The sequence below is a fragment of the Hydrogenophaga sp. genome (assembly GCF_028698005.1).
Lineage (GTDB): Bacteria > Pseudomonadota > Gammaproteobacteria > Burkholderiales > Burkholderiaceae_C > Hydrogenophaga.
Genome location: NZ_JAQVEJ010000032.1, coordinates 1 through 24,418 on the forward strand (window position 1 = coordinate 1; position 24,418 = coordinate 24,418).

At 67.4% G+C, this 24,418-nt stretch carries 23 protein-coding genes, 1 tRNA gene and 1 pseudogene; 17 read left to right on the forward strand and 8 right to left on the reverse strand.

Features of this window, described 5'->3' with window-relative positions:
* Positions 1 to 14: 14 nt before the first annotated feature.
* On the forward strand, positions 15 to 2,579 hold the full coding sequence (locus PHQ87_RS05355) for a DUF349 domain-containing protein (RefSeq protein ID WP_300231882.1): 2,565 nt from the start codon (positions 15 to 17) through the stop codon (positions 2,577 to 2,579).
* Between the two features lie 82 nt (positions 2,580 to 2,661).
* Here PHQ87_RS05355 and PHQ87_RS05360 read toward each other — a convergent pair whose 3' ends face one another.
* The 6 genes from PHQ87_RS05360 to PHQ87_RS05385 are packed head-to-tail and all read right to left on the reverse strand — an operon-like array spanning position 2,662 to position 8,034.
* The gene (locus PHQ87_RS05360; protein WP_300231883.1) at positions 2,662 to 3,537 is read right to left on the reverse strand and encodes a M90 family metallopeptidase; all 876 of its coding nucleotides are present in this window, start codon (positions 3,535 to 3,537) and stop codon (positions 2,662 to 2,664) included.
* A gap of 19 nt (positions 3,538 to 3,556) precedes the next feature.
* Positions 3,557 to 4,375: a UDP-2,3-diacylglucosamine diphosphatase gene (locus PHQ87_RS05365; protein WP_300231884.1), complete on the reverse strand. Its 819-nt coding sequence runs from the start codon at positions 4,373 to 4,375 to the stop codon at positions 3,557 to 3,559.
* Positions 4,372 to 4,881 carry a peptidylprolyl isomerase gene (locus PHQ87_RS05370; RefSeq protein WP_300231898.1) on the reverse strand — a complete coding sequence of 170 codons (510 nt, stop codon included), beginning with the start codon at positions 4,879 to 4,881 and terminating at the stop codon, positions 4,372 to 4,374. The genes PHQ87_RS05365 and PHQ87_RS05370 overlap by 4 nt, the downstream gene beginning before the upstream one ends.
* A gap of 2 nt (positions 4,882 to 4,883) precedes the next feature.
* Positions 4,884 to 5,501: a peptidylprolyl isomerase gene (locus PHQ87_RS05375; protein ID WP_300231900.1), complete on the reverse strand. Its 618-nt coding sequence runs from the start codon at positions 5,499 to 5,501 to the stop codon at positions 4,884 to 4,886.
* A 2-nt stretch (positions 5,502 to 5,503) separates the two neighbouring features.
* Entirely contained in the window at positions 5,504 to 6,958 is a 1,455-nt protein-coding gene (locus tag PHQ87_RS05380; protein ID WP_300231902.1) for a L,D-transpeptidase, read from the reverse strand.
* Positions 6,958 to 8,034: a tetratricopeptide repeat protein gene (locus PHQ87_RS05385; RefSeq protein ID WP_300231903.1), complete on the reverse strand. Its 1,077-nt coding sequence runs from the start codon at positions 8,032 to 8,034 to the stop codon at positions 6,958 to 6,960. The genes PHQ87_RS05380 and PHQ87_RS05385 overlap by 1 nt, the downstream gene beginning before the upstream one ends.
* 236 nt (positions 8,035 to 8,270) lie before the next feature.
* On the opposite strand from PHQ87_RS05385, the gene cysS reads away from it, so the two are divergent.
* From cysS to PHQ87_RS05425, 8 genes are all read left to right on the forward strand, one after another.
* Positions 8,271 to 9,656, forward strand: coding sequence for a cysteine--tRNA ligase (cysS, locus tag PHQ87_RS05390; protein ID WP_300231904.1), 1,386 nt, complete (start codon positions 8,271 to 8,273; stop codon positions 9,654 to 9,656).
* Complete coding sequence (locus PHQ87_RS05395) at positions 9,656 to 10,306, forward strand: DNA-3-methyladenine glycosylase (RefSeq protein ID WP_300231905.1); 651 nt, start codon at positions 9,656 to 9,658, stop codon at positions 10,304 to 10,306. Before cysS ends, PHQ87_RS05395 begins: the two co-directional genes overlap by 1 nt.
* Positions 10,307 to 10,330: 24 nt before the next feature.
* The gene (locus tag PHQ87_RS05400; protein ID WP_300231906.1) at positions 10,331 to 11,308 is read left to right on the forward strand and encodes an acetyl-CoA carboxylase carboxyltransferase subunit alpha; all 978 of its coding nucleotides are present in this window, start codon (positions 10,331 to 10,333) and stop codon (positions 11,306 to 11,308) included.
* An 87-nt stretch (positions 11,309 to 11,395) separates the two neighbouring features.
* On the forward strand, positions 11,396 to 12,349 hold the full coding sequence (gene tilS / locus PHQ87_RS05405; protein ID WP_300231908.1) for a tRNA lysidine(34) synthetase TilS: 954 nt from the start codon (positions 11,396 to 11,398) through the stop codon (positions 12,347 to 12,349).
* A 100-nt stretch (positions 12,350 to 12,449) separates the two neighbouring features.
* Positions 12,450 to 13,730: an aspartate kinase gene (locus PHQ87_RS05410; RefSeq protein WP_300231910.1), complete on the forward strand. Its 1,281-nt coding sequence runs from the start codon at positions 12,450 to 12,452 to the stop codon at positions 13,728 to 13,730.
* Positions 13,731 to 13,798: 68 nt separating this feature from the next.
* A tRNA-Ser gene (locus PHQ87_RS05415) sits at positions 13,799 to 13,891 on the forward strand.
* A 78-nt stretch (positions 13,892 to 13,969) separates the two neighbouring features.
* Entirely contained in the window at positions 13,970 to 14,197 is a 228-nt protein-coding gene (locus PHQ87_RS05420) for a hypothetical protein (protein ID WP_300231911.1), read from the forward strand.
* A 50-nt stretch (positions 14,198 to 14,247) separates the two neighbouring features.
* On the forward strand, positions 14,248 to 15,162 hold the full coding sequence (locus PHQ87_RS05425) for a DMT family transporter (protein WP_300231913.1): 915 nt from the start codon (positions 14,248 to 14,250) through the stop codon (positions 15,160 to 15,162).
* Here the strand turns inward: PHQ87_RS05425 and PHQ87_RS05430 are convergent.
* Positions 15,159 to 15,611, reverse strand: coding sequence for an RNA-binding S4 domain-containing protein (locus tag PHQ87_RS05430; protein WP_300231914.1), 453 nt, complete (start codon positions 15,609 to 15,611; stop codon positions 15,159 to 15,161). The two genes, PHQ87_RS05425 and PHQ87_RS05430, sit on opposite strands and share 4 nt — an antisense overlap.
* A 145-nt stretch (positions 15,612 to 15,756) precedes the next feature.
* Between PHQ87_RS05430 and PHQ87_RS05435 the strand changes: the two genes are divergently transcribed.
* The 7 genes from PHQ87_RS05435 to PHQ87_RS05465 all read left to right on the forward strand — a co-directional run bounded on the left by PHQ87_RS05435 (position 15,757) and on the right by PHQ87_RS05465 (position 23,166).
* Positions 15,757 to 17,250, forward strand: a complete 1,494-nt coding sequence (locus tag PHQ87_RS05435; RefSeq protein WP_300231915.1) for a sigma 54-interacting transcriptional regulator — start codon at positions 15,757 to 15,759, stop codon at positions 17,248 to 17,250.
* A gap of 163 nt (positions 17,251 to 17,413) precedes the next feature.
* Entirely contained in the window at positions 17,414 to 18,607 is a 1,194-nt protein-coding gene (locus PHQ87_RS05440; RefSeq protein ID WP_300231917.1) for a substrate-binding domain-containing protein, read from the forward strand.
* Positions 18,608 to 18,717: 110 nt separating this feature from the next.
* On the forward strand, positions 18,718 to 19,479 hold the full coding sequence (locus PHQ87_RS05445; protein ID WP_300231919.1) for an ABC transporter ATP-binding protein: 762 nt from the start codon (positions 18,718 to 18,720) through the stop codon (positions 19,477 to 19,479).
* On the forward strand, positions 19,476 to 20,213 hold the full coding sequence (locus PHQ87_RS05450) for an ABC transporter ATP-binding protein (RefSeq protein WP_300231921.1): 738 nt from the start codon (positions 19,476 to 19,478) through the stop codon (positions 20,211 to 20,213). The genes PHQ87_RS05445 and PHQ87_RS05450 overlap by 4 nt, the downstream gene beginning before the upstream one ends.
* A complete protein-coding gene (locus tag PHQ87_RS05455) occupies positions 20,210 to 21,190 on the forward strand; it encodes a branched-chain amino acid ABC transporter permease (protein ID WP_300231922.1) in 981 nt (326 codons plus the stop codon). The genes PHQ87_RS05450 and PHQ87_RS05455 overlap by 4 nt, the downstream gene beginning before the upstream one ends.
* A gap of 12 nt (positions 21,191 to 21,202) precedes the next feature.
* Positions 21,203 to 22,300, forward strand: a complete 1,098-nt coding sequence (locus tag PHQ87_RS05460; RefSeq protein ID WP_300231923.1) for a branched-chain amino acid ABC transporter permease — start codon at positions 21,203 to 21,205, stop codon at positions 22,298 to 22,300.
* Positions 22,297 to 23,166 carry an alpha/beta hydrolase gene (locus tag PHQ87_RS05465; RefSeq protein WP_300231924.1) on the forward strand — a complete coding sequence of 290 codons (870 nt, stop codon included), beginning with the start codon at positions 22,297 to 22,299 and terminating at the stop codon, positions 23,164 to 23,166. The genes PHQ87_RS05460 and PHQ87_RS05465 overlap by 4 nt, the downstream gene beginning before the upstream one ends.
* 6 nt (positions 23,167 to 23,172) lie before the next feature.
* Here PHQ87_RS05465 and hemH read toward each other — a convergent pair whose 3' ends face one another.
* Positions 23,173 to 24,201 (reverse strand): ferrochelatase, encoded by a 1,029-nt coding sequence (gene hemH, locus PHQ87_RS05470; RefSeq protein WP_300231925.1) that lies wholly within the window; start codon positions 24,199 to 24,201, stop codon positions 23,173 to 23,175.
* 21 nt (positions 24,202 to 24,222) lie between these two features.
* On the opposite strand from hemH, the pseudogene PHQ87_RS05475 reads away from it, so the two are divergent.
* Positions 24,223 to 24,418, forward strand: a pseudogene (locus tag PHQ87_RS05475) (hypothetical protein); the annotation flags it as partial.

Below are 24,418 nucleotides of genomic sequence, written 5' to 3' on the forward strand. Positions count from 1 at the left end.
GGCCTGCGCCATGAATGAGTCCAATCAACGTGAATGCTTCTTCCAGTTCCAAGCCGTCTGCTGCCGTGCATCCGCTGGATGCCGAAACGGGTGGCGTTTTCTCTGCCGCGACCTCGGGTGAGCGGCTGACCCGCCTGCGCGAGTGGCTGGCAACCGGGCCATCCTGGGAGCTGATGAGCGAGGTGTTCAAGGATTTGTCCCATCGCGACCGGGGGGCGGCCAAGCCCCTGAAGGAAAAGATGGACGAGGTCAGGCGCCAGCGGCAGCAGGAGAGTGTGGCGGCCGAATGGGCGGCGCGCGCCGAGGCCCTGTTGGCCCAGACGCGCCTGAACCTGGCCGACGCGCTGGCCTGGCAGCGCGATGCCGCACGGGCGGGTGCGCCGCTGTCGCGCGAGCCGCTGGCGAGCCTGAAGCAGTCGCTGGCCGAACGCGTGCGGGTGATCGAGGATCTGCAGCACCAGGTGCAGGTGGAGCGCGAGGCCTCGGTGTTGCTGGCACAGCGCATCGAAATCCTCTCGACCAAACCCTGGCGTGAAGCGGCGGCGGCGGCCGATGGCCTGCGTGCCGACGTGCAGCAGTGGCAGGACCTGGCCAGTGCCATGGCGCAGCGGCCTGAGTGGGCGAGCATGGAGGCCAAGTTTGCCCCGATGCTCGAGGCGTCCAGGCAACAGTTGCGGCTGGTGTGGGAGGCGTTTGAGGCTGCGCTGGCCCAGGCCGTGGCAGCCGACCAGGACGCATCGGCACCGCTGCCGGCCGTGCCGGTGTGGGCCGATGAGCTGCGCGTGGCGCGCGGCGAGGCGCCACAGGCGGGCGTGGCGGTGGCCGATCCCGAGCGCGAGGCCCGCAAGGCCCAGGTGGGCGCCGAACTCGACGTTCTGCTCAAGGCACTGGAACAGGAGTTGGCCCAGGGGCATGGCAAGGCCACCCCCAAGGTCGCCGGCGATGTGCGGCAGTTCCTGAAGACACATGGTCGGCTGGTGCCATCGGAGCAGGAGGCAAAGGCGCATGCCCTGCTGGCGCAAGCCGGCGAGCTCGAAGGATGGCAGCGCTGGCGCGCCGACCAGTTGCGCGAGGAGCTGGTCAAGAAGGCCGAGGCGCTGACGCAAGGCCCCGAGGGCCAGCGGCCGGGCGGGCGCAAGATCCAGGAAACCCTGCGCCAGTTGCGTGCGCAGTGGAAGACCACCGACCAGGGTGGGGTGCCCAACCACGCGCTTTGGAAACGCTTCGACGAGGCCTGCAACGAGGCGCACAAGGTGGTGGAGGCCTGGCTGGCACAGGTGCGCCAGCAGAGCGAAGCGAACCGCGCGGCCCGCCTGGCGCTGATCGAAGAGGTCAAGGCATGGACGCAGGCACATGCCGCCGATGAGGACTGGAAGGGTCAGGTCCGGGCACTGCATGGCTTTTCCGAGCGTTGGCGCGAGGCCGGTCATCTGGGCGAAAAGCAGTTCGCCGAGCTGCAGCCGCTGTGGAAGGCGGCCATGCAGGCCGGCCATGCGCGGCTGGAGGCTGCACAGGCCGAGAGCGTGGCCCGGCGCAAGGCGCTGATTGAAGAAGCCCAGGCCTTGAGCGCGAGCGCACAGTGGCGGATTGACGAGGTCAAGGCCTTGCAGCAACGCTGGCAGGCCGAGGCCCACGCTGTGCCGCTGGATCGCAAACAGGAGCAACGGCTGTGGGACGCTTTCCGCAAACCGATCGACGAGGCCTTTGCCCGCAAGAGCAGCGAACGTGAAAAGGCGGCAGCGGCCGTCAGTGCGCATGACCAGCGCGTGCTGGATGCGGTACGTGTGCTGGAGCAGGCGGTGGCTGCCGGTGACGCTGGCGGCATTCGCAATGCCAGAAAGGCGCTGGAGGAGGCCATGCATGCGCCGGTGACGCCGGCATCCGCACCCGAAGCCGTGGCGGCGCCGGCTGCTGCCGATGCCACACCCGAGGCAGCGCCGGCCACGGCCGTGCGCAAGCTGGTGGCGATGCGCGGTGATGACCGTCCGGGCAACACCAAGGCGGTGCCGGCTGCCCGCGACGAGCGCCGCAGTCCGGCGGGCCGGGAGGGCCGCGGTGGGCGCGACGACTGGCGCGGCAGCGAGCGCCCGGGCCGCGATGGCCGGCGCGCCGCCGCTGCGCCCCGTCTGGGCGATGCGGCGTTCCGCGCCCAGCGGCAGGCGATTGAGAATGCCGAGGCGGCACTGCGCCGGCTGGCGGCGCAGGCCCATGGCGAGGTGCTGACCCAGCTGCTGGGGGCCTGGGAACAGCGGCAGGCCGATCAGTTGCCCACCGCGCAGGCCCTGGGCAGCAGGGTGTCGGCAGGACAGCGTTCGGCCTGGGCGAAAGCCCTGGAAGGTGCGCCGTCAGGTACCGCCTCGCAAGCCTTGCTGCGTCTGGAGGTGGCCGCCGACATTCCGACACCACCCGAGCACCACGACGCACGCCGGACCTTGCAGTTGCAACTGCTGACGCGGCGTCACGATCCATCGCCCGCGGAAACCTGGGCGCAGGACGTGGCACAGGTCCTGGCTGCGGCCCATGATCCTGCCTCCGCCCGCCGCCTGCAGGCGGCGCTGAAAGCGCTGTTGCGCCGCTGACAGCCCCGGGCCATGCCGCGGCACGTCTGTGTCGGCGCATTGTGCCGCCGGTCGCTGCAGACGCGCTGCGCGGGGGCTCGCGTCAGGCCTTCGGCGGTGTGGGCATGCAGCGAAAGAAGCCGTCGTACAAGGTCAGCAACTCGGGGAAGTGCTGGCCGAAGCGCTCGCGCTGCACGAAGTACGCTTCGCTGGTCACGGCGAAGAACTCGGCCGGATCGGTGGCGGCGTAGGCATCCAGCCAGGGCGGGGCGGCGCCGAAGCGCTCGGCCATCGAGACGGCTTCGCGAAAGCGCTCGAAGGCGGGCGCCATGGTCGTGCGCCAGTGCATCGCGGCGGCCTGCCTCGTGGTGGCACCCAGGAAGCCTGGAAACAGCGGCGGTGACCCGTCGGGGTGCTGACCCCTGGCCATGCCGCGCATATCCATCTTGTGGACGAATTCGTGGATGACCACATTGGCGCCGTGCTCGGCCATGCCGGCCGCGCCTGCCACATCCTGCCAACTGAGCATGACAGGGCCCCGGTCCATGGCTTCGCCGGCCAGGGCCTCGCGCCAGCGGTGGACGACGCCGGTGCCGTCCATGATCTCGCGTTGGGCCACCGCGGCACCGGGCTGGATCACGATGCCGACAAAATCGTCGTACCAGACCAGCAGCTCGGCGGCATGGGTCGGGGCACGACCCGAGGGCAGGGGCATGTGCAGCAGCGGCAGGCAGGCCTGGGCGGCAATGATCAAGGCCATGCGGTCATCGACCCGCAGGCCGTGTGCGCCGCTGAACTCTTTTTCTTGCAGGAAGTGACCCGACAGGCGGCGCAGACAGCGTTGTTCGGCAGGCGTCAGTGCGCGCAGGAACGGATGGCCATCGAGGATGTGCTGCCACAGGCGGTCGCTGAAATCGGGTGCGCTGCGCCAGCGGCGGGGCAGCCAGGGCTGGACGAGGCGGGCAAGCAGGCGGGACATCGACCGCACGTGGGGCCACTCAGGCCGGCTTCAATGGCAGGCGCTGAAGTCGGCCGTGCCGGTCGAGCCGCAGCACATTGCCCCGGGGTGGGGCGGCATCCAGATCCCAGTCGCTGAGGACCCAGCGTTCCCGGCCTTCGGCCAATGCATGGCAGGCCGGGCGGTGTGTGTGGCCGTGGATGAGGGTCGGCGCGTCGGCCTGGCGCAGCCAGCGCAGGGTCTCGCCGTCGTCGGCGTCGGCCCACAGGGAGGCATCATGACCATGCTCGCGTTTGCGTGCCTCGCTGCGTTCGCGCAGGGATCGTGCCGTGGCCTCGCGCACCGGCAGGGGGTGGGCCAGAAAGTCTGCCTGCCAGGCGTCGCTGCGCACCTCGCGGCGAAAGCGCTGGTAGTCGGTGTCGGCCAGACACAGGGCATCGCCATGACTGAGCAGACAGCGCCTGCCGCTCCAGTCCAGCACGGTGGGATCGTCCAGCAGCATCATGCCGCAGCGCCGGGCAGCCTCGGGCCCGAGCAGGAAGTCCCGGTTGCCGGCCATGAAGTAGATCGGGATGGATGCGGCCAGCCGGGACAGCGCATCGGCGCACCGGCGCAGGAACGGGGCCTCGGGGCAGGTCTCGGACGGGGCATCGAGTACGTCGTCACCGATCCAGACCTCGAACAGGTCGCCCAGGATGAACAGTGCGTCGGCCCGGCCGCCGGCGGGTTGCGCCAGCCAGTCGAAAAACGCCTGCGCCGTGGCCGGCTCGGCGGCCTGCAGGTGCAGGTCCGAGATGACATCGACCGCCTGCCAGTGCGTGGGTACGCTCAACTCGGCAAAGCGGCCGCTGCCATTCATTCCACCACCACGGCCTTTTCGATGACCACGTCGTCCTTGGGCACGTCGTCATGGAAGCCGCGACGGCCCGTGGGAACGCCCTCGATCTTCTTGACGATCTCGGTACCGCTCACCACCTTGCCGAACACGGCGTAACCCCAGCCCTGGCCGCTGGGGGCCGTGTGGTTGAGGAAGCTGTTGTTGGTGACGTTGATGAAGAACTGGGCCGTGGCCGAGTGCGGGTCGTTGGTGCGGGCCATGGCGATGGTGTACACCTCGTTCTTCAGCCCGTTGGCGGCCTCGTTGGTGATGGGGGCATCGGTGGGCTTTTGCTGCATGCCCGGCGCGAAGCCGCCGCCCTGGATCATGAAGCCGGGGATGACGCGGTGGAAGATGGTGTTGTCGTAGTGGCCCTTGCCCACGTAGGACAGGAAATTGGCCGTACTGACCGGTGCCTTCTCGGCATCGAGTTCCAGCGTGATGACGCCGTGGCCGGCAATGTGCAGTTCGACTTGGGGGTTGGCCATGTTCATTTCTCCAGGGTGGCTTTGAGGATGGTGACGGGCGTGACGGGGACGTTCTGGTGCATGCCCTTGTTGCCGACCGGGACGGCCTTGATCTTGTCGACCACGTCCATGCCCGAGACGACCTTGCCGAACACGGCGTAGCCATGGCCATCGGGCCGGGGAGCGTTGAGCCCGTCGTTGTTGACAACGTTGATGAAAAACTGGGCGGTGGCGGAATTCGGATTGGACGTGCGTGCCATGGCAATGGTGCCGCGGTCGTTCTTCAGGCCATTGGCAGCTTCGAGCGGAATCGGTGCGCGTGTGGCCTTTTGCGTCATGTCGGCGGTAAAGCCGCCACCTTGGATCATGAACCCGTCGATGACGCGATGGAAGACCGTGCCGTCGTAGTGGCCGCTTTTGACGTACTGCACGAAGTTGTCGACCGTTCGGGGTGCCTTGGCGGCATCGAGCTCCAGCACAATGTCGCCCTGGCTGGTGCTCAGTCGCACACGGCTGGTGTCGGCCGTTTGGGCCGGAGCCAGGCCGGGCAGGGCGGCCGTGGCCAGCACGGCGGCCAGGCTGAGCTGGATGGCCACGCGGCGACGGAAACCGCGGAACGTGGAGGGGATGGTGGGCTGCATGCTCAGGTATTTCCTTCGTAAATGATCTTCCATTGACCGTTTTCCAGTGCCCAGTACTGGCGTCGGTTGGTGCCGCGGCGTTGGCCCACGGGGACCTCGCCGAAGGTGACCACCATGGTTTCTTCGCTGTCCTGCCACTTGAGCAGGCTGGTGTCCTTGAGCTGGACCGGGCGGGGACGGCGCAACTCGGCCTCCATGCGGCGCCACCAGGCGCGGGTGTCGTTGCCACCGGGTTGGAAGCGCTTGGAGTAGAACGCCCGCAGGCCCTGGACGTCACCCGTGCTGCGCGCCTGGCGCCAGCGGTCCAGTGCCCGTGTGAAGTGCTGGCGCTCCTGCTCGAGACTGTCTGGGACGACCCACTCCAGGTGCTGTGCAATGACCACGGGGGTGGTGCGGATGCGGACGGTTTTCAGCAGGAACGCCAGGTCCTGGTTCGACAGCACGACGCAACCATCGGAGGCCTGGGGAGCACGCACGAACTGCTCGCGTGGCGTGCCGTGCAACCAGATACCGCTGCCGGTCTTGCCGCGCTGCTGGTCCAGTGCGTTGGGGTAGTTGATGGGCAGTGCACCGACGCCGTACAAATCGGGCAGCTTGCGGGGGTCCAGCGTGCTGGTGATGTAGTAGACACCCAGGGGTGTGCGCTGGTCGCCCTCGACCTCCTTGGCGATCCCTTGCAGGCCGACCGAGATGTAGTAGTCGCCGATCAGACGCAGCCGGGGCGCCGTGGCCGGTCGCGACTCGCTGCGATCGGACGGGGCCAGGTTTTCGAACAGGTACAGACGCGAGCGCGAGGTGTCGATGGCAATGGCGTGCCGGTTCTTCGGTGACAACGCCAGAAACTGGCGCGGCACATGGCCTTCCGGGGGGCGCTCGGTCAGCGCGCGGATGCGCTGGTTCGACTCTTCGCGCAACGCCGCCAGTTGGGCCGTCGCCGTTTCACCGTGGATGTCGGGCACATCGCCCAGCGTGCGCAGCGGTCGCGCGCGCAGCGCCAGCAGATCCCCCAGCACCAGTTGTGCGAGTTGAAAGTTGGGATGATCGCGGGCCAGGTGCTCGGCCAGCTTGAGGGCCTGGCGGTGATCGCCGGCGCGGATGTGCTGATACACGCGGATGAGCCGCGCCTCGGCACGCCCCAGCAGCGGTTCGACCTGCGCCATGGTCGTGTCGTCCAGGGGAACACGGCGCAGGCCCGAAGCGGCTGTCGGTGTGTGCCGGCCGGGGCCGGACAGAACCGCGTCGATCAGGCCGGGCGCAGGGGGTGGTTCATCCCTCGGGGTGGGGGCTGCCACCACCAGGCCAGCCTCCACGCTGGGCATGGAGGGCGGGGCCGGCCGAAAATGCAGATAGGCCGCGGTGCAGCCCGTGACGGCGAGGGCGGCCAGCAGGACGGCAGTGATGTGCCCGCCTCGCAGGCCACGATCCTGCGGCTGGAACGGACGGAAGGCAGGCGGCATCAGGATCCGGTGGATTCGCGCACGATCAGCCAGCGTTCGCCGTGGCGCACCATATCAAGCACCTTGCGGCTGGACACGTTGATCTGGTCGGAGCGGTAGGTCTGGTGGAACCGGGCCGAAGCCTGGTCGCCCTCCACCTTGACCGTCAGATTGTTGATGCTGACCTGGATGTTCTTGCGCGGCTCGATGCGGGCGCGGCGGCTGCTTTCCCAACTGCGGCGGGACTGCCCGCCCGTCGGGGTGAACTCGGGCGCGTAGGCGCCAAGGTAGGCCTGCATGTCCTTGCTGGACCAGGCGCGGGCCCAGGACGCCACCGCTGCCTTGACCGCTTCGCTGGCATTGTCGGCGACAGGGGGGGTGGCGGTGGCAGGGGTGCTGGGCGCGGGTGTCTTGGGCGCCTCGGCGGCGGCACTGGGTGCGGGCGCCTTGCTTGCCTCGGCGGCGGCTGGCGCCTCGTTGGCCGGCGGTGCGCTGGCGGGGGCCTTGGCCACGCTGACGGGCGCGGGAGCTGCGGCGGCTGGCTGGCCACCCGTGGCGAACAGGCTGCGGATCAGATTCAGCTTGGGGGCAGCGCCCGTTTGGGCGGCGTCCAGTTGCAGCGCCTTGCTGTAGGCCTGGCTGGCCAGCTTGGCATACACGTCACCCAGGTTCTCGTGGGCCGTGGCGTAGCTGGGATTGGTGCGGATGGCCATTTCCAGGGCAGCACGGGCCTTGTCGAACTGGCTCTGGCTGGCATAGAGCACGGCCAGGTTGTTGTAGGGTTCGGGCAGCTCGGGGTAATCCTCGGTCAGCTTGGTGAACGTGGCCACGGCGTCCGCCGTCTTGCCCGATTCGGTCTGGACCACGCCCTTGAGGAAGCGCATCTGCGGATCATTGGGCTTGGCCGCCAGGTGCTGATCAACCTTCCCCAGTGCCTCGCTGATCTGGCCGGCGCGCAGCAGCCGATTGATTTCCGCATAGGCGTCGGTCTGGGCGAATGCGGCGATGGGGGTCCAGAGTGCCGCCACCAGGGCAGCCGCCACGGGCAGGCGACGCAATGAATGCAGGGAACCGGTCGAGGAGTGAAGGGAAATCATGGAAGTGGACATGGTGCCTCTCGGTTGTCTGTGGCGGTACGAATCAGTCAAGGAAACGGGCATGCACGGGCGATTTCCGCCAGGCGGCGCGCTGGCGGCGCCGGCGGGCTGGCTATACTGCGGTCATTGTATCTGAGGGGTGCCGGTATGAATGGCCCGTGGGCCATCGGTGAGCGCATGTCTGCCCGCATGGCGCCAGACAGCCGCTGTTTCAGCTCCGGACACACCACCTTCCCATGACTTTACGCATCTACAACACGCTGACACGGCGTCTGGAGCCATTCGAGCCGCTCGAGCCGCCTCATGTGCGCATGTATGTCTGTGGCATGACGGTCTACGACCTGTGCCACCTGGGCCACGCACGTTCGATGCTGGCCTTCGACATCGTTCAGCGCTGGCTCAAGGCCAGTGGCTACCGGGTCACCTATGTGCGCAATGTGACCGACATCGATGACAAGATCATTGCACGCGCGCTCAAGAACGGCGAGACCATCACCTCGCTGACCAACCGCATGATCGACGCCCTGCACCAGGACGCCGACGCCCTGGGCATCGAGCGGCCCACGCATGAGCCGCGCGCGACCGAGTACGTGCCGCAGATGCTGGACATCGTGCGCCGTCTGGAAGACAAGGGCCTGGCTTACCGCAGCCCCAATGGCGACGTGAACTACGCGGTGCGCAAGTTCCCCGGCTACGGCAAGCTCTCGGGCAAGTCGCTGGACGACCTGCGCGCGGGCGAGCGCGTGGCGGTGGACGATGGCAAACAGGACCCGCTGGACTTCGTGCTGTGGAAGTCGGCCAAGCCCGAGGAACCGGCCGAGGCCAAGTGGGACAGCCCCTATGGCAGCGGCCGGCCGGGCTGGCACATCGAGTGCTCGGCCATGAGCTGCGAGATGCTGGGCGAGAGCTTCGACATCCACGGCGGCGGCGCGGACCTGCAGTTCCCCCACCACGAGAACGAGATCGCCCAGAGCGAGGGTGCCACCGGCAAACCGCTGGCGCGTTTCTGGATGCACAACGGTTTCGTGCGCGTGGACAACGAGAAGATGTCCAAAAGCCTGGGCAACTTCTTCACCATTCGCGAGGTGCTGGAGAAGTACGACGCCGAGACGGTGCGCTTCTTCGTGCTGCGTGCCCACTACCGCAGCGCGCTCAACTACAGCGACGTCCACCTGGATGACGCACGCGGCGCCCTCAAGCGCCTGTACACGGCATTGGCCGCCGTGCCGGCCGAAGAGGCCGCGTCCATCGACTGGCGCTCGCCCTTTGCCGCCCGCTTCCGGGAGGCCATGGATGAGGACTTCGGCACGCCCGAGGCGGTGGCGGTGCTGTTCGAACTGGCGGCCGAGGTCAACCGCAGCAAGGATGCCCGCCTGGCGGGGCTGCTCAAGCAGCTCGGTGGCGTGCTGGGCCTGCTGCAGCAGGACCCGGTGGCCTACCTGCAGGGCGGTGGCGCGGCCGGCGGACCGGACGTCGCCCAGATCGAGGCACAGATCGCGGCCCGCGCGGCGGCCAAGGCGGCGAAGGACTACGCCGAGGCCGATCGCATCCGCCAGGCGCTGCAGGCGCAAGGCATCGTTGTCAAGGACGGTCCTGCCGGCACGACGTGGGAGCGTGCCTGATGGCCACTGCCACACTGCCGCCGCTGGGCGAGGACGCGCCGCCCTACTGGCAGGACGCCTGCCGTCACCTGATGCGGCGCGACCGCGTCATGAAAAAGCTCATCCCGGCGCATGCGGGCGCATACCTGCAGTCGCGCGGCGATGCCTTTGTCACGCTGGCGCGATCGATCGTGGGGCAGCAGATTTCGGTCAAGGCGGCGCAATCCGTGTGGGACCGTTTCGAGAAGCTGCCGCGCAAGATGACGCCCGCGCAGGTGCTCAAGCTCAAGGTCGACGACATGCGCGCGGCGGGCCTGTCGGCGCGCAAGACCGAGTATCTGGTGGATCTGGCACTGCATTTCGCCAATGACCAGGTCCATGCGGACGAGTGGGCAGAGATGGATGACGAGGCCATCATCCGCGAGCTGGTGGCCATCCGGGGCATCGGCCGCTGGACGGCCGAGATGTTCCTGATCTTCCACCTGAAGCGGCCGAACGTGCTGCCGCTGGACGATGTCGGCTTGCAGCAGGGCATCAGCCAGTGCTATTTTTCGGGGGAGCCCGTCAGCCGCAGCGAGATGCGCGAAGTGGCGGCGTCCTGGGCACCCTATTGCAGCGTGGCGACTTGGTATATTTGGCGCTCGCTGGACCCGGTCCCAGTGGCCTACTGAAGAACAGACCCGGAGCAAAACATCTTGGGCAAAAGAAATTTCCTCGATTTCGAGCAGCCGATCGCCGAGCTCGAAAGCAAGATCGAAGAGTTGCGCTACGTGCAGAGCGAATCTGCCGTGGACATCTCCGAAGAGATCAATCAGCTGTCCAGCAAGAGCCTGCAGCTGACCAAGGACATCTACAGCCATCTCACGCCATGGCAGATCACCAAGATCGCGCGCCATGCCGATCGGCCCTACACGCTGGACTACGTGCGCGAGATCTTCACGCACTGGGTCGAACTGCACGGTGACCGTCACTTCGCCGACGACCAGTCGATCGTCGGTGGTCTGGCGCGCTTCAACGGCCAGCCCTGCATGGTCATCGGCCACCAGAAGGGCCGCGACACGAAGGAGCGCACGCTGCGCAACTTCGGCATGACCAAGCCCGAGGGCTACCGCAAGGCACTGCGCCTGATGAAGCTGGCGGAAAAGTTCAAGCTGCCGGTGTTCACGTTCGTGGACACACCGGGCGCCTTCCCCGGCATCGATGCCGAGGAGCGCAGCCAGTCCGAGGCCATCGGCCGCAACATCTACGAGATGGCACGGCTGGAGGTGCCGATCATCTCGACCATCATCGGCGAAGGCGGCTCCGGCGGCGCGTTGGCCATCTCGGTGGCCGACCAGGTGGTGATGCTGCAATATTCGGTGTATTCGGTGATCAGCCCCGAAGGCTGCGCATCCATCCTCTGGAAGACCAGCGACCGGGCGAGCGATGCGGCCGACGCGCTGGGCATCACCGCGCACCGCCTCAAGGCGCTGGGCCTGGTCGACAAGATCGTGAGCGAGCCGGTGGGCGGCGCGCACCGCGATCACAAGCAGATGGCGGCCTTCCTCAAGCGTGCGCTGGGCGATGCCTGGCGTCAGGTGTCGGACCTCAAGGTCAAGGAGTTGCTCGACCGTCGCTACGCGCGGCTCGACGGCTACGGCCGCTTCAACGACACCAAGGCCGACAACCGGTAGGCGCAGGCCGACGGCAGCGCGGGCACGGTGCCGGCCGCCTTGAGGCGGGCCTGCCGCCGGGCTGGGCTGGGCTGCTAGCATCCGCGCATGAGTGTGTCCGTGGCGGCCGCGTTGGCCGGATTTGAGCCCCGCCTGCCGTTGGTGGTGGCCTACAGCGGTGGTGCCGACTCGACGGCGCTGCTGCGCGCCTGCGTGGAGCGCTGGCCAGGGCAGATCCGTGCGGTGCACGTGCATCACGGCCTGCAGGCAGCGGCCGACCAGTTCGAGCGCCATTGCCGTGACCGCTGCGACCAGTGGGCCGTACCCCTGCGGGTCTGCCATGTGCAGGCCGGGGCGGCGCCACGGCAAAGCCCGGAAGCAGCGGCTCGCGATGCCCGCTACCGGGCGCTGGCCGACGCCGCCCGTACGGCGTGGCCGGCCGATGGCGTGCTCGACGTGGCGGTGGGCCAGCATGCCGACGACCAGATCGAGACCGTGCTGCTGGCGCTCTCGCGCGGTGCCGGCCTGCCGGGGCTGGCGGGCATGCCGGCCCGGTGGGAGCGCCATGGCGTGCGTTTTTGCCGCCCCTGGCTGGCGGTGTCGGGCGAGGATCTGCGCGCCTGGCTGCGGGCGCGGGACATTGACTGGATCGAGGACCCGACGAACGCCGACGCGCGCTTCACCCGCAACCGCATCCGGCGCGAGCTGCTGCCGACCCTGCAGGCATGTTTTCCTCACATCCGGGAGACCCTGGCACGCAGTGCCGGCCATGCGGCCGAAGCCCAGCGCCTGCTGGCAGAGCTGGCTGCGCAGGATCTGGCCGCGGCGGGTGATCCGCCTCGCATCGAAGCCCTGCGGCGGCTGTCGCCGGAGCGGCGGGTCAATGCGCTGCGCCACTGGTTGCAGCAGGTGGCCGGGTGGGCGCCCAGCAGCGCGCAAATGGGGGAGCTGGTGTCGCAGATCGGGGCGTGCCGCACGCGTGGCCACGACATCCGGGTACGGGTCGCCGCGGGGTTTGCCGTGCGCGACCGGGATGTGCTGCGTTATCTGCCCACCTTATAATCCAATGTTTTGTTTCGCGGGCCTGCTTGGTCCTTCGGGTGCGACGGGCACCCGGTCGCGACGGCCTTGAGCCGGCAGCACCCCTCTATTTTTGTCTCCAATGGCTTTGATCGTTCACAAGTACGGTGGTACCTCGATGGGGTCCACCGAGCGCATTCGCAACGTGGCCCGGCGCGTGGCCAAGTGGCACAAGGCAGGCCACCGCATGGTGGTGGTGCCCAGCGCCATGAGCGGTGAAACCAACCGCCTGCTGGGCTTGGCCAAGGAGCTTGCACCCGCCGCGTCGGGCCGGGCCTATGGCCGCGAGCTCGACATGCTGGCCGCCACCGGCGAGCAGGCGTCGTCGGCGCTGCTGGCCATGGCACTGCAGGCCGAGGGTGTCGACGCGGTGAGCTATACAGGCTGGCAGGTGCCGGTGCGCACCGACGACGCGTACACCAAGGCGCGCATCGAATCGATTGATGATGCGCGTGTGCGCGCCGACCTGGACGCCGGCAAGGTGGTGGTCATCACGGGCTTCCAGGGTATCGATGCCGGTGGCAATATCACCACGCTGGGGCGGGGCGGCAGCGACACCTCGGCCGTTGCCATTGCGGCCGCGCTCAAGGCCGATGAGTGCCTGATCTATACCGATGTCGATGGTGTCTACACCACCGACCCGCGCGTGGTGCCCGAGGCGCGCCGCATGGAGCGCGTGAGTTTCGAGGAAATGCTGGAGATGGCCAGCCTGGGCTCGAAGGTGCTGCAGATCCGCTCGGTGGAGTTCGCCGGCAAGTACAAGGTCCCGCTGCGCGTGCTTTCGAGCTTCACGCCCTGGGACATCGACCTGAACGAAGAAGCCACCTCCGGCACCCTGATCACTTTTGAGGAAGACGCAGACATGGAACGAGCCGTTGTTTCCGGCATTGCCTTCAACCGCGACGAAGCGAAGATTGCCGTGCTGGGTGTGCCGGACAAGCCCGGCATCGCCTACCAGATCCTGGGCGCCGTGGCCGATGCCAAAATCGAGGTGGATGTGATCATCCAGAACGTTTCCAAGGACGGCAAGACCGATTTCAGTTTCACCGTCCACCGCAACGACTTCGAGAAGACGCTGGATCTGCTCAAGACCCAGGTGGCGCCGGCGCTGCAGGCGGCCGATGTCGTGGGTGACACCCGCATCTGCAAGGTCTCCATCGTGGGCATCGGCATGCGCAGTCACGTGGGTGTGGCCAGCCGCATGTTCAAGGCGCTGAGCGACGAGGGCATCAACATCCAGATGATCTCAACCTCGGAGATCAAGACCTCGGTCGTGATCGACGAAAAATACATGGAGCTGGCCGTGCGCGCCCTGCACCGCGAGTTCGATCTGGACCAGGCCGCCGACACCCTCAAGCGTTGAAGCAACCTGCACGTTTGCTGCCGCGTTCGGAAAAAGAGACGAAAAACTGAGGCATAATAGACAGTTCTGGAGCGATGACCGAGTGGCCGAAGGTGCTCCCCTGCTAAGGGAGTATGGGGTGTAGAGCCTCATCGAGGGTTCGAATCCCTCTCGCTCCGCCAGACCGAAAAGCCCAAGTGCATGCGCTTGGGCTTTTTTTTGCCAGGCCCTCGGTTGCATGGGCCGTCAAGGAGCACGTGATGAACCGGACATGGGGAATAGGGGTGATGACGGCGGCGTGTCTGGCCGGGTGTGGCATGGAGGCGGCAGGCAGCGCGGCCACCGCGGCGGCCGTCAAGCAGCAGGAACTGCAGCAGGGGCAGGCCGCGCAGCAAGCCGTTGAGCAGCAGCTCCAGCAAGCCTTGCAGCAAGGTGCTGATCGCCTGCGGCGGCTGGAAGACGAGGCCGGCGACAATGGCTCCCGGTGAGGAAGGTCGCCGTTTCACCACCACCAACGGATTTTTGAACTGAGTCGTCGATGCCGTCTGCTGCCGCTGCTGCCCGTTCCCTGTCTGGTGTGGCCTTCGCCACGCTGGTGACCATCGCCTTCGTGATGGGTGCCAATCATGTGGCTGCCCGTCTGGCGTTCAACGACGGGGTGACGGTGACCACCGCGGTGCTGTTCCGCAGCGTGGTCACGGCCCTGGTGGTGCTGGCGATCCTGCGCGTGTACCGCGTGCCCCTGCGGGCTGATGCCCGCCAGCGGCGCGCTCTGCTGGGGGTCGGCCTGCTGGTGGGGGCACAGAGCCTCTGCCTGTATTCGGCCGTGGCCAGGCTGCCGGTGGCGCTGGCGCTGCTGGCGTTCAACTCCTACCCGTTGTGGGTCGCCTTGTGGGCACGTGTGTGCTATGGCGAGCGGGCCGACCGCCGGACGTTGCTGGCGATGCCGGTGATGTTGCTGGGCCTGGCGCTGGCGCTGGATGTGTCGGGCGCTGCCTCGGGCATGGGGGCGGTCGATCACTGGAGCCAGATCGGCGCCGGGGTGGCCTATGCCCTGGCGGCCGCGGCCGCCTTCGGCCTGGCCCTGGTGCTGACCCAGCATGGCACGGCCGGCGTGGACGGACGTGTGCGCACCGCCGCGACGATGTCGCTGGTCGGTGTGATGGCACTGGTGGGGGTGGTGGCTCAGGGGGGCCCCACGCTGCCGGTGACGCCGACCGGCTGGTGGGGCCTGATCGGCCTCACGGCCCTGTATGGCACGGGCATCACGATCATGTTCACGGTGTTGCCCCGGCTTGGCGTGGTGGGCAACTCGGCGATCATGAATGTGGAGCCGATCTTCGCGCTGGCGCTGGCCTGGGCGGTGCTCGGTCAGGCCATTGCGCCGGTGCAGGTCGCCGGTGGCCTGATCGTGGTGGCCACGGTGATGTGGCTGGGTTTGCGCAGGTCCTAGTCGTCTATCGAAGCGCTCCAGCGCGCGTCCCAGCCGGCGCGGCCGCGTGCGGCGTCGATGTCGCGCCGGTCTTTCTTGCTCGGGCGCCCCTGGCTGATGGTCTGGGCCGGCTCGGGCGCCAGCCGCCGCCGCTCGGCGGCGGCTTCCCGGGCCAGGCGGGATGCTTCGGTCTCCTCGTACAGCAGCGCCGCGGCCGTGGCCGGGCCGCGCACGGTGCTGAGTGCGCGCACGACCACCGTACGTGTTTCGTATCCGGTGCGCAGTTCCACCTCGTCACCTGGCCGAATCTCGCGCGAGGGCTTGGCGGTCTGCGCGTTCACGCGCACACGGCCCTTGTCGATCTCGTCGCAGGCCAGGCTGCGGGTCTTGTAAAAGCGCGCGGCCCAGAGCCACTTGTCGAGGCGGATCTTTTCGGCGGGCGGGAGCTTGGCGGGTGGAAGATGGCTCATTGAGCAGGTGGCTGGCGGTGGCAGGGTACCGGGGTGGCCGCCCGATGGCAGCCGGCAGCCCCAACGTTAAACTGAAGCGCGGCCTTGGACAAGGGTGCGGGGCCGCGTGCCCGAGTTCGATGCCACCCGATTCTGACCGCTTGCCATGCCTGCTGACAGCCCCCTTCCACGTGACGCCCAGAGCATCCTGGCGCTGGCCGCACGATCGAGCTTCGACTGGTTTTCCGGTGCCGGGCTGCTGCTGGTGGACCGGCAGGCACGCGTGGTCTGGATCAACGAGCGTTACCGGGATTTCCTGCCGGCGCTCGGTTTCGAGCGCGAGGAGGATTTCGTCGGTCACCCGGTATCGAGCGTGGTGCAGAACACACAGATGCACCGGGTCCTGGAGACCGGCAAGCCCATCCTGATCGACCTGCTGGTCAACAAGGCGGGGACGTTTGTGGTCAGTCGCATACCGCTGCGCGGCGATGACGGTCAGGTGATCGGGGTGCTGGGCATCGTGCTGTTCGACAACCCCGGAACGACCTTGCAGCCGTTGATCAGCAAGTTTGCGCGGCTCGAGCAGGACCTGGATGCGGCCCGGCGGGAGCTGGCCACCCAGCGGCGTGCCAAGTACACCTTTGCGAGCTTCGTCGGAACCAGTGCGGCGGCTCAGGAGGTCAAGCGACAGGCGCGACGCGCAGCGCAGACCCCCAGCCCGGTGCTGCTGCTGGGCGAGACCGGTACCGGCAAGGAACTGCTGGCCCACGCGATCCATGCCACCTCGCCACGGGCCGGCCGCCCGTTCGTGAGCGTGAACATGGCCGCGGTGCCCGAGGCGCTGCTCGAAGCCGAGTTTTTTGGCGTGGCGCCCGGTGCCTATACGGGGGCCGACCGCAAAGGGCGCGATGGCAAGTTCAAGCTCGCCGATGGCGGGACGCTGTTCCTGGACGAGCTGGGTGACATGCCGATGGCGGTGCAGGTCAAGCTGCTGCGGGCCCTGCAGGATGGCGAGATCGAGCCGCTCGGATCCAACCGCATCGTTCGCTGCGATGTGCGGGTGGTGGCGGCCACCTCGCGCGACCTGGCACGGCTGGTGCGTGAAGGCCAGTTCCGCGAAGATCTTTACTACCGGCTCAATGTGCTGCCCATCCATGTGCCGCCGCTGCGCGAGCGGCAGGCAGATATCCCGCTGCTGGTGGAGGCCTTGAACGAGGACATTGCGGCCCGTGGGGCACAACCCCAGCCGGAGATGGGGCGCGATGCGCTGGCCCTGCTGCAGGCGCAGCCCTGGCGCGGCAACATCCGCGAGTTGCGCAACGTGCTGGAGCAGCTGAGCCTGCGCAGCGAGTCGGGCGTGATCGACCGTGCTGCCGTTGAGCAGGTGCTGCGCCTGGCCGGGGTGGAGCGCATCGAGCCGCCAGTGGCCGACATGGCGCTGCCCGGTGCACCGCTGTCGGAACAGGGGCCGTCCGAACGCTGGCTGCGGCCGCTGGCCGAGCAGGTGCGCGAGGTCGAGCAACAGGCGGTGAGGGCGGCGCTGCGGCGCTGCGGCGGCAACCGTGCGGCGGTGGCACGCCTGCTGGGCATGTCGCGGGCCAGCCTGTACGACCGGCTCAGGGATTGGGGTTGGGTGTCTGAAATTCAGTCAAATGTCTAAAATCCATACATTTTGCGATCGATGAATGTGTATGAAATTCGGGCATTTGGTGGCTTGATATAAAAATCTCCTGAAAAATCAGGCATCTGGAAGCTGGCACGCGTTCTGCAAGAGGAGGTGGCACGGCACGCCTGCCGGCCATTTCAACTATCGGAGACATGTCATGATCCAGACCACCCGCCGCCTCGCGGTGATGGCGCTCGCCTGCGCCGCCGCCTCCCTGAGCTTTGCCCAGTCCGGGGAGATCCGCATCGCCCACGTTTACGGCAAAACCGGCCCGCTGGAAGCCTATGGCAAGCAGACCCATACCGGCCTGATGATGGGGCTCGAGTACGCCACGGGCGGCACCATGGCGGTGGCGGGCAAGAAGCTGGTGGTGATCGAGAAGGACGACCAGGGCAAGCCCGATCTGGGCAAGTCGCTGCTGGCGACGGCCTATGCCGATGACAAGGCCGATCTGGCCGTCGGTACGACGGGATCCGGCGTGGCGCTGGCCATGCTGCCGGTGGCCGAGGAATACCGCAAGATCCTGGTGGTCGAGCCGGCCGTGGCCGATTCGATCACCGGCGACAAGTGGAACAAGTACATCTTCCGCACCGGCCGCAACAGCAGCCAGGATGCCATCAGCAACGCGGTGGCGCTGGACAAGCCGGGCGTGACCATCGCAACGCTGGCGCAGGACTACGCCTTCGGCCGCGACGGTGTGAAAGCGTTCCGTGATGCGCTCAAGGTCAACAAGATCACGCACGAGGAGTACCTGCCGGCCAATACCACCGACTTCACCGCCGGCATCCAGCGCATCGTGGATGCCCTCAAGGACAAGCCGGGGCGCAAGATCGTCTGGATCGTCTGGGCGGGCGCGTCCAACCCGTTCTCCAAGTTTGCCGACATGCAGATCAAGGAGCGCTATGGCATCGAGATTGCCAGCGGCGGCAACATCCTGCCGGCATTGGCACTCTACAAGCCCTTCCCGGGCATGGAAGGGGCGGCCTACTACTACTACGACATCCCGAAGAACCCGGCCAACCAGTGGCTGGTGACGGAGCACCAGAAGCGCTTCAACGCACCGCCGGACTTCTTCACCGCCGGCGGCATGAGCGCGGCCATGGCCGTGGTCGAGGCGCTGAAGAAGACCAGCGGCGACACCAGCACCAACAAGCTCATCCAGACCATGGAAGGCATGAGCTTCGAGACGCCCAAGGGCACGATGACCTTCCGCAAGGAAGACCACCAGGCCATGCAGAGCATGTACCACTTCAAGATCAAGGTCGATCCGAACGTGGCATGGGCCATTCCCGAGCTGGTGCGCGAGATCAAGCCCGAGGAAATGAGCATCCCGATCATGAACAAGCGCTGATGCGCTGCGGCCCCCGCGCCCGGGCGGTGCGGGGTACCGGCGGGTCGGGGCGCCTTCGCTGCCCGGCCCGGCCTGCCATCGACTGCCGCACTGCGGCACAGGAAATCCGCATGCTCGAAACCCAAGACCTCACGGTCCGCTTCGGTGGGCACGTGGCGGTCAATGCGGTGTCGTGCGCGTTTGCGCCCGGCACGCTGACCGCCATCGTCGGCCCCAACGGCGCGGGCAAGACGACCTACTTCAATCTGATCTCGGGCCAGATCAGGGCGACGGCCGGCCGTGTCCGCCTGGATGGCCAGGACCTCACGCCGCTGGCGGCGCCGCAACGCACACGCGCCGGCCTGGGCCGCGCCTTCCAGTTGACCAACCTGTTTCCCCAACTGACGGTGCTGGAGAACGTGCGCCTGGCGGTGCAGGCCAAGGCGGGCGCGGGACTGGATTTCTTTCGTATCTGGAGCGATCGCCGCGACCTGCTGCAAAAGGCCGAGGTGGTGCTGGAGACGGTGGCGCTGGCCGACAAGCGCGACGCCACGGTGGCCAGCCTGCCGCACGGCGACCAGCGCAAGCTGGAGGTGGGCATCCTGATGGCGCTGGAGCCGCGGGTGTTCATGTTCGACGAGCCCACGGCCGGCATGAGCGTGGACGAGGTGCCGGTGATCCTGAACCTGATCCGCGCGCTCAAGGCCGACAAGAGCAAGACCATCCTGCTGGTGGAGCACAAGATGGACGTGGTGCGTGAACTGTCGGACCGCATCATCGTGCTGCACAACGGCGAACTCGTCGCCGACGGCGAACCCGAGGCGGTGATCGCCTCGCCCGTGGTGCAGCAGGCCTACCTGGGCGTGAACCCCGAAGAAACGGAGGCCGCATGAGTGATGCCTTGCTGAGGCTGGAGGGGGTTCACACCCACATCGGCGCCTATCACATCCTGCACGGGGTGGACCTGCAGGTGCCGGCCAACCAGCTGACCATGCTGCTGGGTCGCAACGGCGCCGGCAAGACCACGACGCTGCGCACGATCATGGGCCTGTGGAAGGCCAGTCAGGGCCGGGTGCTGCTGGCCGGCCGCGACATCACGGGCAGGCCCACCCCCGAGATCGCGCAGGCCGGTGTGGCGTACGTGCCGGAGAACATGGGCATCTTCGCCGACCTGAGCGTCAAGGAGAACATGGTGCTGGCCGCGCGCGGCGCGCGCAACGTTGACGATATCGACACGAGTCGGCTGGAGTGGATCTTTGGCCTGTTCCCGGCCATGAAGAAGTTCTGGAACCACCCGGCCGGCAAGCTCTCGGGCGGGCAGAAGCAGATGCTGGCGGTCTCGCGCGCCATCGTCGAGCCGCGCCAGCTGCTGCTCATCGACGAACCCAGCAAAGGCCTGGCGCCGGCCATCATCCAGAACATGATCGCGGCCTTCCGGGAGCTCAAGGCGGCGCAGACCACCATCCTGCTGGTCGAGCAGAACTTCAATTTCGCCCGGCAGCTGGGCGACACCGTGGCCGTGATGGACGACGGTCGCGTGGTGCACAGCGGCCCGATGGCCGCGCTGGCCGAGGACGAGGCGTTGCAGGCGCGTCTGTTGGGCCTGTCTCTGGGGGCGCATCAATGACATCCGACTTCGACTGGAAGCCGCTGGCCCTGGTGCCGGTGCTCGCGGCGCTGGCGCTGCCCCTGGTGGGCAGCCCATCGACCTGGCTGACGCTGACCGTGGCCGGCCTGGCCATGGGCCTGATCGTGTTCATCATCGCCTCCGGCCTGACGCTGGTGTTCGGGCTGATGGACGTGCTCAACTTCGGCCATGGCGTGTTCATTGCCCTGGGTGCGTTCGTGGCCGTGACCGTCATGGGCAGCATGGGCAACTACGTGGCAGCCAGCAGCTTCTGGCTCAACCTCGTGGCGCTGCTGCCGGCGATGCTGGTGGCGATGGCGGTGGCCGGCGCGCTGGGCTACGTGTTCGAGCGCCTGATCGTGCGGCCGGTCTATGGCCAGCACCTGAAGCAGATTCTCATCACCATGGGCGGCATGATCATCGGCGAGGAGATGATCAAGGTGGTCTGGGGCCCCGAGCAGCGCCCGCTGCCGCTGCCCGAGGCCTTGCGCGGAGCCTTCATCTTCGGCGACGCCGCCGTGGAGAAATACCGCGTGCTCGCGGTGCTGGTGGGCTTGCTGGTGTTCGCGGCCATGGTCTGGACGCTCAACCGCACCAAGGTCGGCCTGCTGATCCGCGCCGGTGTGCAGGACCGCGAGATGGTTGAGTCGCTGGGCTACCGCATCCGGCGCCTGTTCGTGGGTGTGTTCGTCGTCGGCAGCGCACTGGCCGGTCTGGGCGGTGTGATGTGGGGCCTGTACCAGCAGACGGTCATTCCGCAGATGGGCGCCCAGGTCAACATCCTGATTTTCATCGTCATCATCATCGGCGGCCTGGGCTCGACGCTGGGCGCGCTCATCGGGGCGCTGCTGGTGGGCCTGATGGCCAACTACACCGGCTTTCTGGTGCCGAAGGTGGCGCTGTTCTCCAACATCGCACTCATGGTCGCCATCCTGCTGTGGCGGCCGCAGGGCGTGTACCCGGTCACGAACCGCTGAGGAGTGCACACCATGTTTCACCGCCTGCTTTCCAATGACCTGCCGCGCAGCCGCGTGCTGGCCATCACCTTGCTGGTGCTGGTGCTGGGCCTGGCTTTCGCGCCCTTTCTGTTCCCGGGTGTCAAGGCGCTCAACGTCGCGGCCAAGGTCCTCATCTTCATCGCCCTGGTCGTCAGCTTCGATCTGCTGCTGGGCTACACCGGCATCGTGAGCTTCGCGCACACCATGTTCTTCGGCATCGGGGCCTACGGCATCGCCATTGCCCTGAATGGCATGGGCCCGAGCTGGACGGCGGTTGCCGTCGGTGTCGTCTGTGCGCTGGCGATCTCGCTGGTGCTGTCGCTGGTCATCGGCCTGTTTTCGCTGCGCGTGAAGGCGATCTTCTTCGCCATGATCACGCTGGCGGTGGCCTCGGCCTTTCTCACGCTGGCCTCTCAGCTGTCGGCCATCACCGGTGGCGAGGACGGGCTGACGTTCCGGGTGCCCGAGGTGCTCACGCCCGGCTTCGCGCTGAGCGAAGACGACTTCGCCGGCCCGTTCGGCGACGTCGTGCTCAATGGTCGCTTCATCACCTACTACCTGATCTTTGCCGTTGTCGCGGTGATGTTCCTGGTCATGCTGCGCATCGTGAACTCACCCTTCGGCCGCGTGCTGCAGGCCATCCGCGAGAACGACTTTCGCGCCGAGGCACTGGGCTACCGCACGGTGGTCTACCGCACGCTCTCGAATGTGCTGTCGGCCCTGTTCGCCACGCTGGCCGGCTGCCTGTTGGCGCTGTGGCTGCGCTACAACGGGCCGGATACCTCGCTGTCGTTCGAGATCATGCTCGACGTCTTGCTGATCGTCGTCATCGGCGGCATGGGCACGATGTACGGGGCCATCATCGGCAGCGTGCTGTTCCTCGTGGCACAGAGCTACCTGCAGGACCTGTTGCGCCTGATCGGTGAAGCGGCCTCCGGCATTCCGCTGCTGCCCGCGCTGTTCACGCCGGATCGCTGGCTGCTGTGGCTGGGTCTGCTGTTCGTGCTGTCGGTTTACTACTTCCCCACCGGCATCGTCGGAAAACTCCGCGAGCGTGCCGCGCTCGCCCGGCTCAAGGAGACCCCATGACTTCCGCTGCGATCCAACCTTCGTCCCGCTACCTGACCTGCGAGGGGCGCGAACTGCACTTCATGGACTGGGCGCCGGCTGTTGGCGCGCCTGCCCAGGGCGTGGTCGTGGCCTGGCATGGACTGGCCCGCACCGGGCGCGACATGGACCCGCTGGCGCGCCACCTGGCGGCGCTGGGTTGGCGTGTGATCTGCCCCGACACCATCGGCCGGGGGCTTTCGCAGTGGAGCCCGTCTCCGCGTGACGAGTACTGCCTGGCGTTCTACCAGCGGCTGGCGCGCTCGCTGCTCGACCAGTTGCAGATCGAGCGTTGCCACTGGGTCGGTACCTCGATGGGCGGTGCCATCGGCATGGTCTGCGCCGACGGTGCCTTGCGCGGGCGCATCCAGCGTCTGGTGCTCAACGACATCGGCCCCCAGTTGGCCGGGCCGGCGATCGATCGCATCCGCGCCTACGCCGGCAACCCGTCGGCCTTTGCCACCATCGGCGAACTGGAGCAGTACTTCCGCACGGTCTACCGGCCCTACGGCTATTTGCCCGACGAGCAGTGGCGGCTGCTGACCGAGAGCTCCATGCGCCGCCTGCCCGATGGCCGGGTGACCCCCCACTACGACCCGGCCATGGCGCAGCAATTCACGCACCACCCGAACGACTACGACCTGTGGGAGGTGTACGACCGCATCGACGTGCCGGTGCTGTGCCTGCGTGGTATCGATTCCGACCTGCTGCTGGCCGATACGGCCGAAGCCATGCGCGACCGCGGTCCGCGTGCGCTGGTGGTCACCATCGACGGCTGTGGTCACGCGCCGGCCCTGAATGTGCCCGACCAGCTGGAGCTGGTGCAACGTTTCCTGGCGGGCGGCTGACCGGGTTCAGGGCCGGGTTGGCCAGCCCTGCAGATGGCGTTCGGCCAGATCGGCCAGTGCGCGGATCCAGTCGGGCGAGTCGTTGAGACAGTCGATGTACCGGAAGTGCTGGCCGCCAGCGGCCTTGAAGGCGTCCCGGACCTCCATGCGGATTTCTTCCAGGGTCTCCAGGCAGTCGCTGGTGAAACCGGGGCAGACGACGTCCACGCTCTTGAGCCCCTCGCGGGCCATGCGCTCCAGCGTGGGCTGGGTGTAGGGCTCCAGCCATTTGGCCTTGCCAAAGCGCGACTGGAAGGTCATGGTCCAGTCCGCTGCCGACAGACCCAGGCGGTCGGCCAGCCGTTCGGCCGTGATGCGGCACTCGTCGCGGTAGGGGTCGCCCAGGTCCACACAGCGCGCGGGGATGCCATGAAAGCTCATCACCAGGTGGTTGCCGCGGCCCTGGCTCGTCCAGTGCTGGCGGATCCGCCGGGCCAGGGCCTCGATATATCCCGGATCGTCGTGGTAGCGGTGGACGAAGCGCAGTTCGGGCAGGTGGCGGATCTCCAGACCCCAGCGTGCCACCGCGTCGAACAGGCTGGCGGTGGTGGTGCCACTGTATTGAGGGTAGGCCGGCAGCACCAGCACGCGTGTCACACCCTCGGCCTTGAGGGCATCCAGCACGGCGGGGATGGACGGATGGCCGTAGCGCATGGCATGGCGCACCACCACCCGATGGCCGCGCTCTCCCAGGTAGCCGCGCAGCAGGGTGGCCTGCTTTTCCGTCCACACCTTCAGCGGTGAGCCCTCCGTTTGCCAGATGCTGGCGTACTTGGCGGCCGAGCGGGCCGGACGCGTGCGCAGGATGACGCCGTGCAGGATCGGTTTCCAGATCAGGCCGGGAATTTCCACCACGCGCGGATCGCCCAGGAACTCGGCCAGGTAGCGTCGCAGCGCAGGCGCCGTGGCGGCATCGGGCGTGCCCAGATTGCACAGGACGATGGCCGTGCGTGTGGCGGGGTCTTGGGGCAGGGGAGGTTCGGGTCGGAAAGCCATGTGCGCTATTCTCGTGCACCGATGGATACACCCGAGCACCACCCGTCTTCACCCGTGTTGTTGGACACCGGCCGCGTGCGCGCCATCACGCTGGACCTGGACGATACCCTGTGGCCGATCTGGCCGACGATCGCACGTGCCGAGCAGGTCTTGCTGGACTGGCTGGCGGCGCATGCACCGGCCACCGCCGACTGGTGTGCCGACACGGACCGCTGGA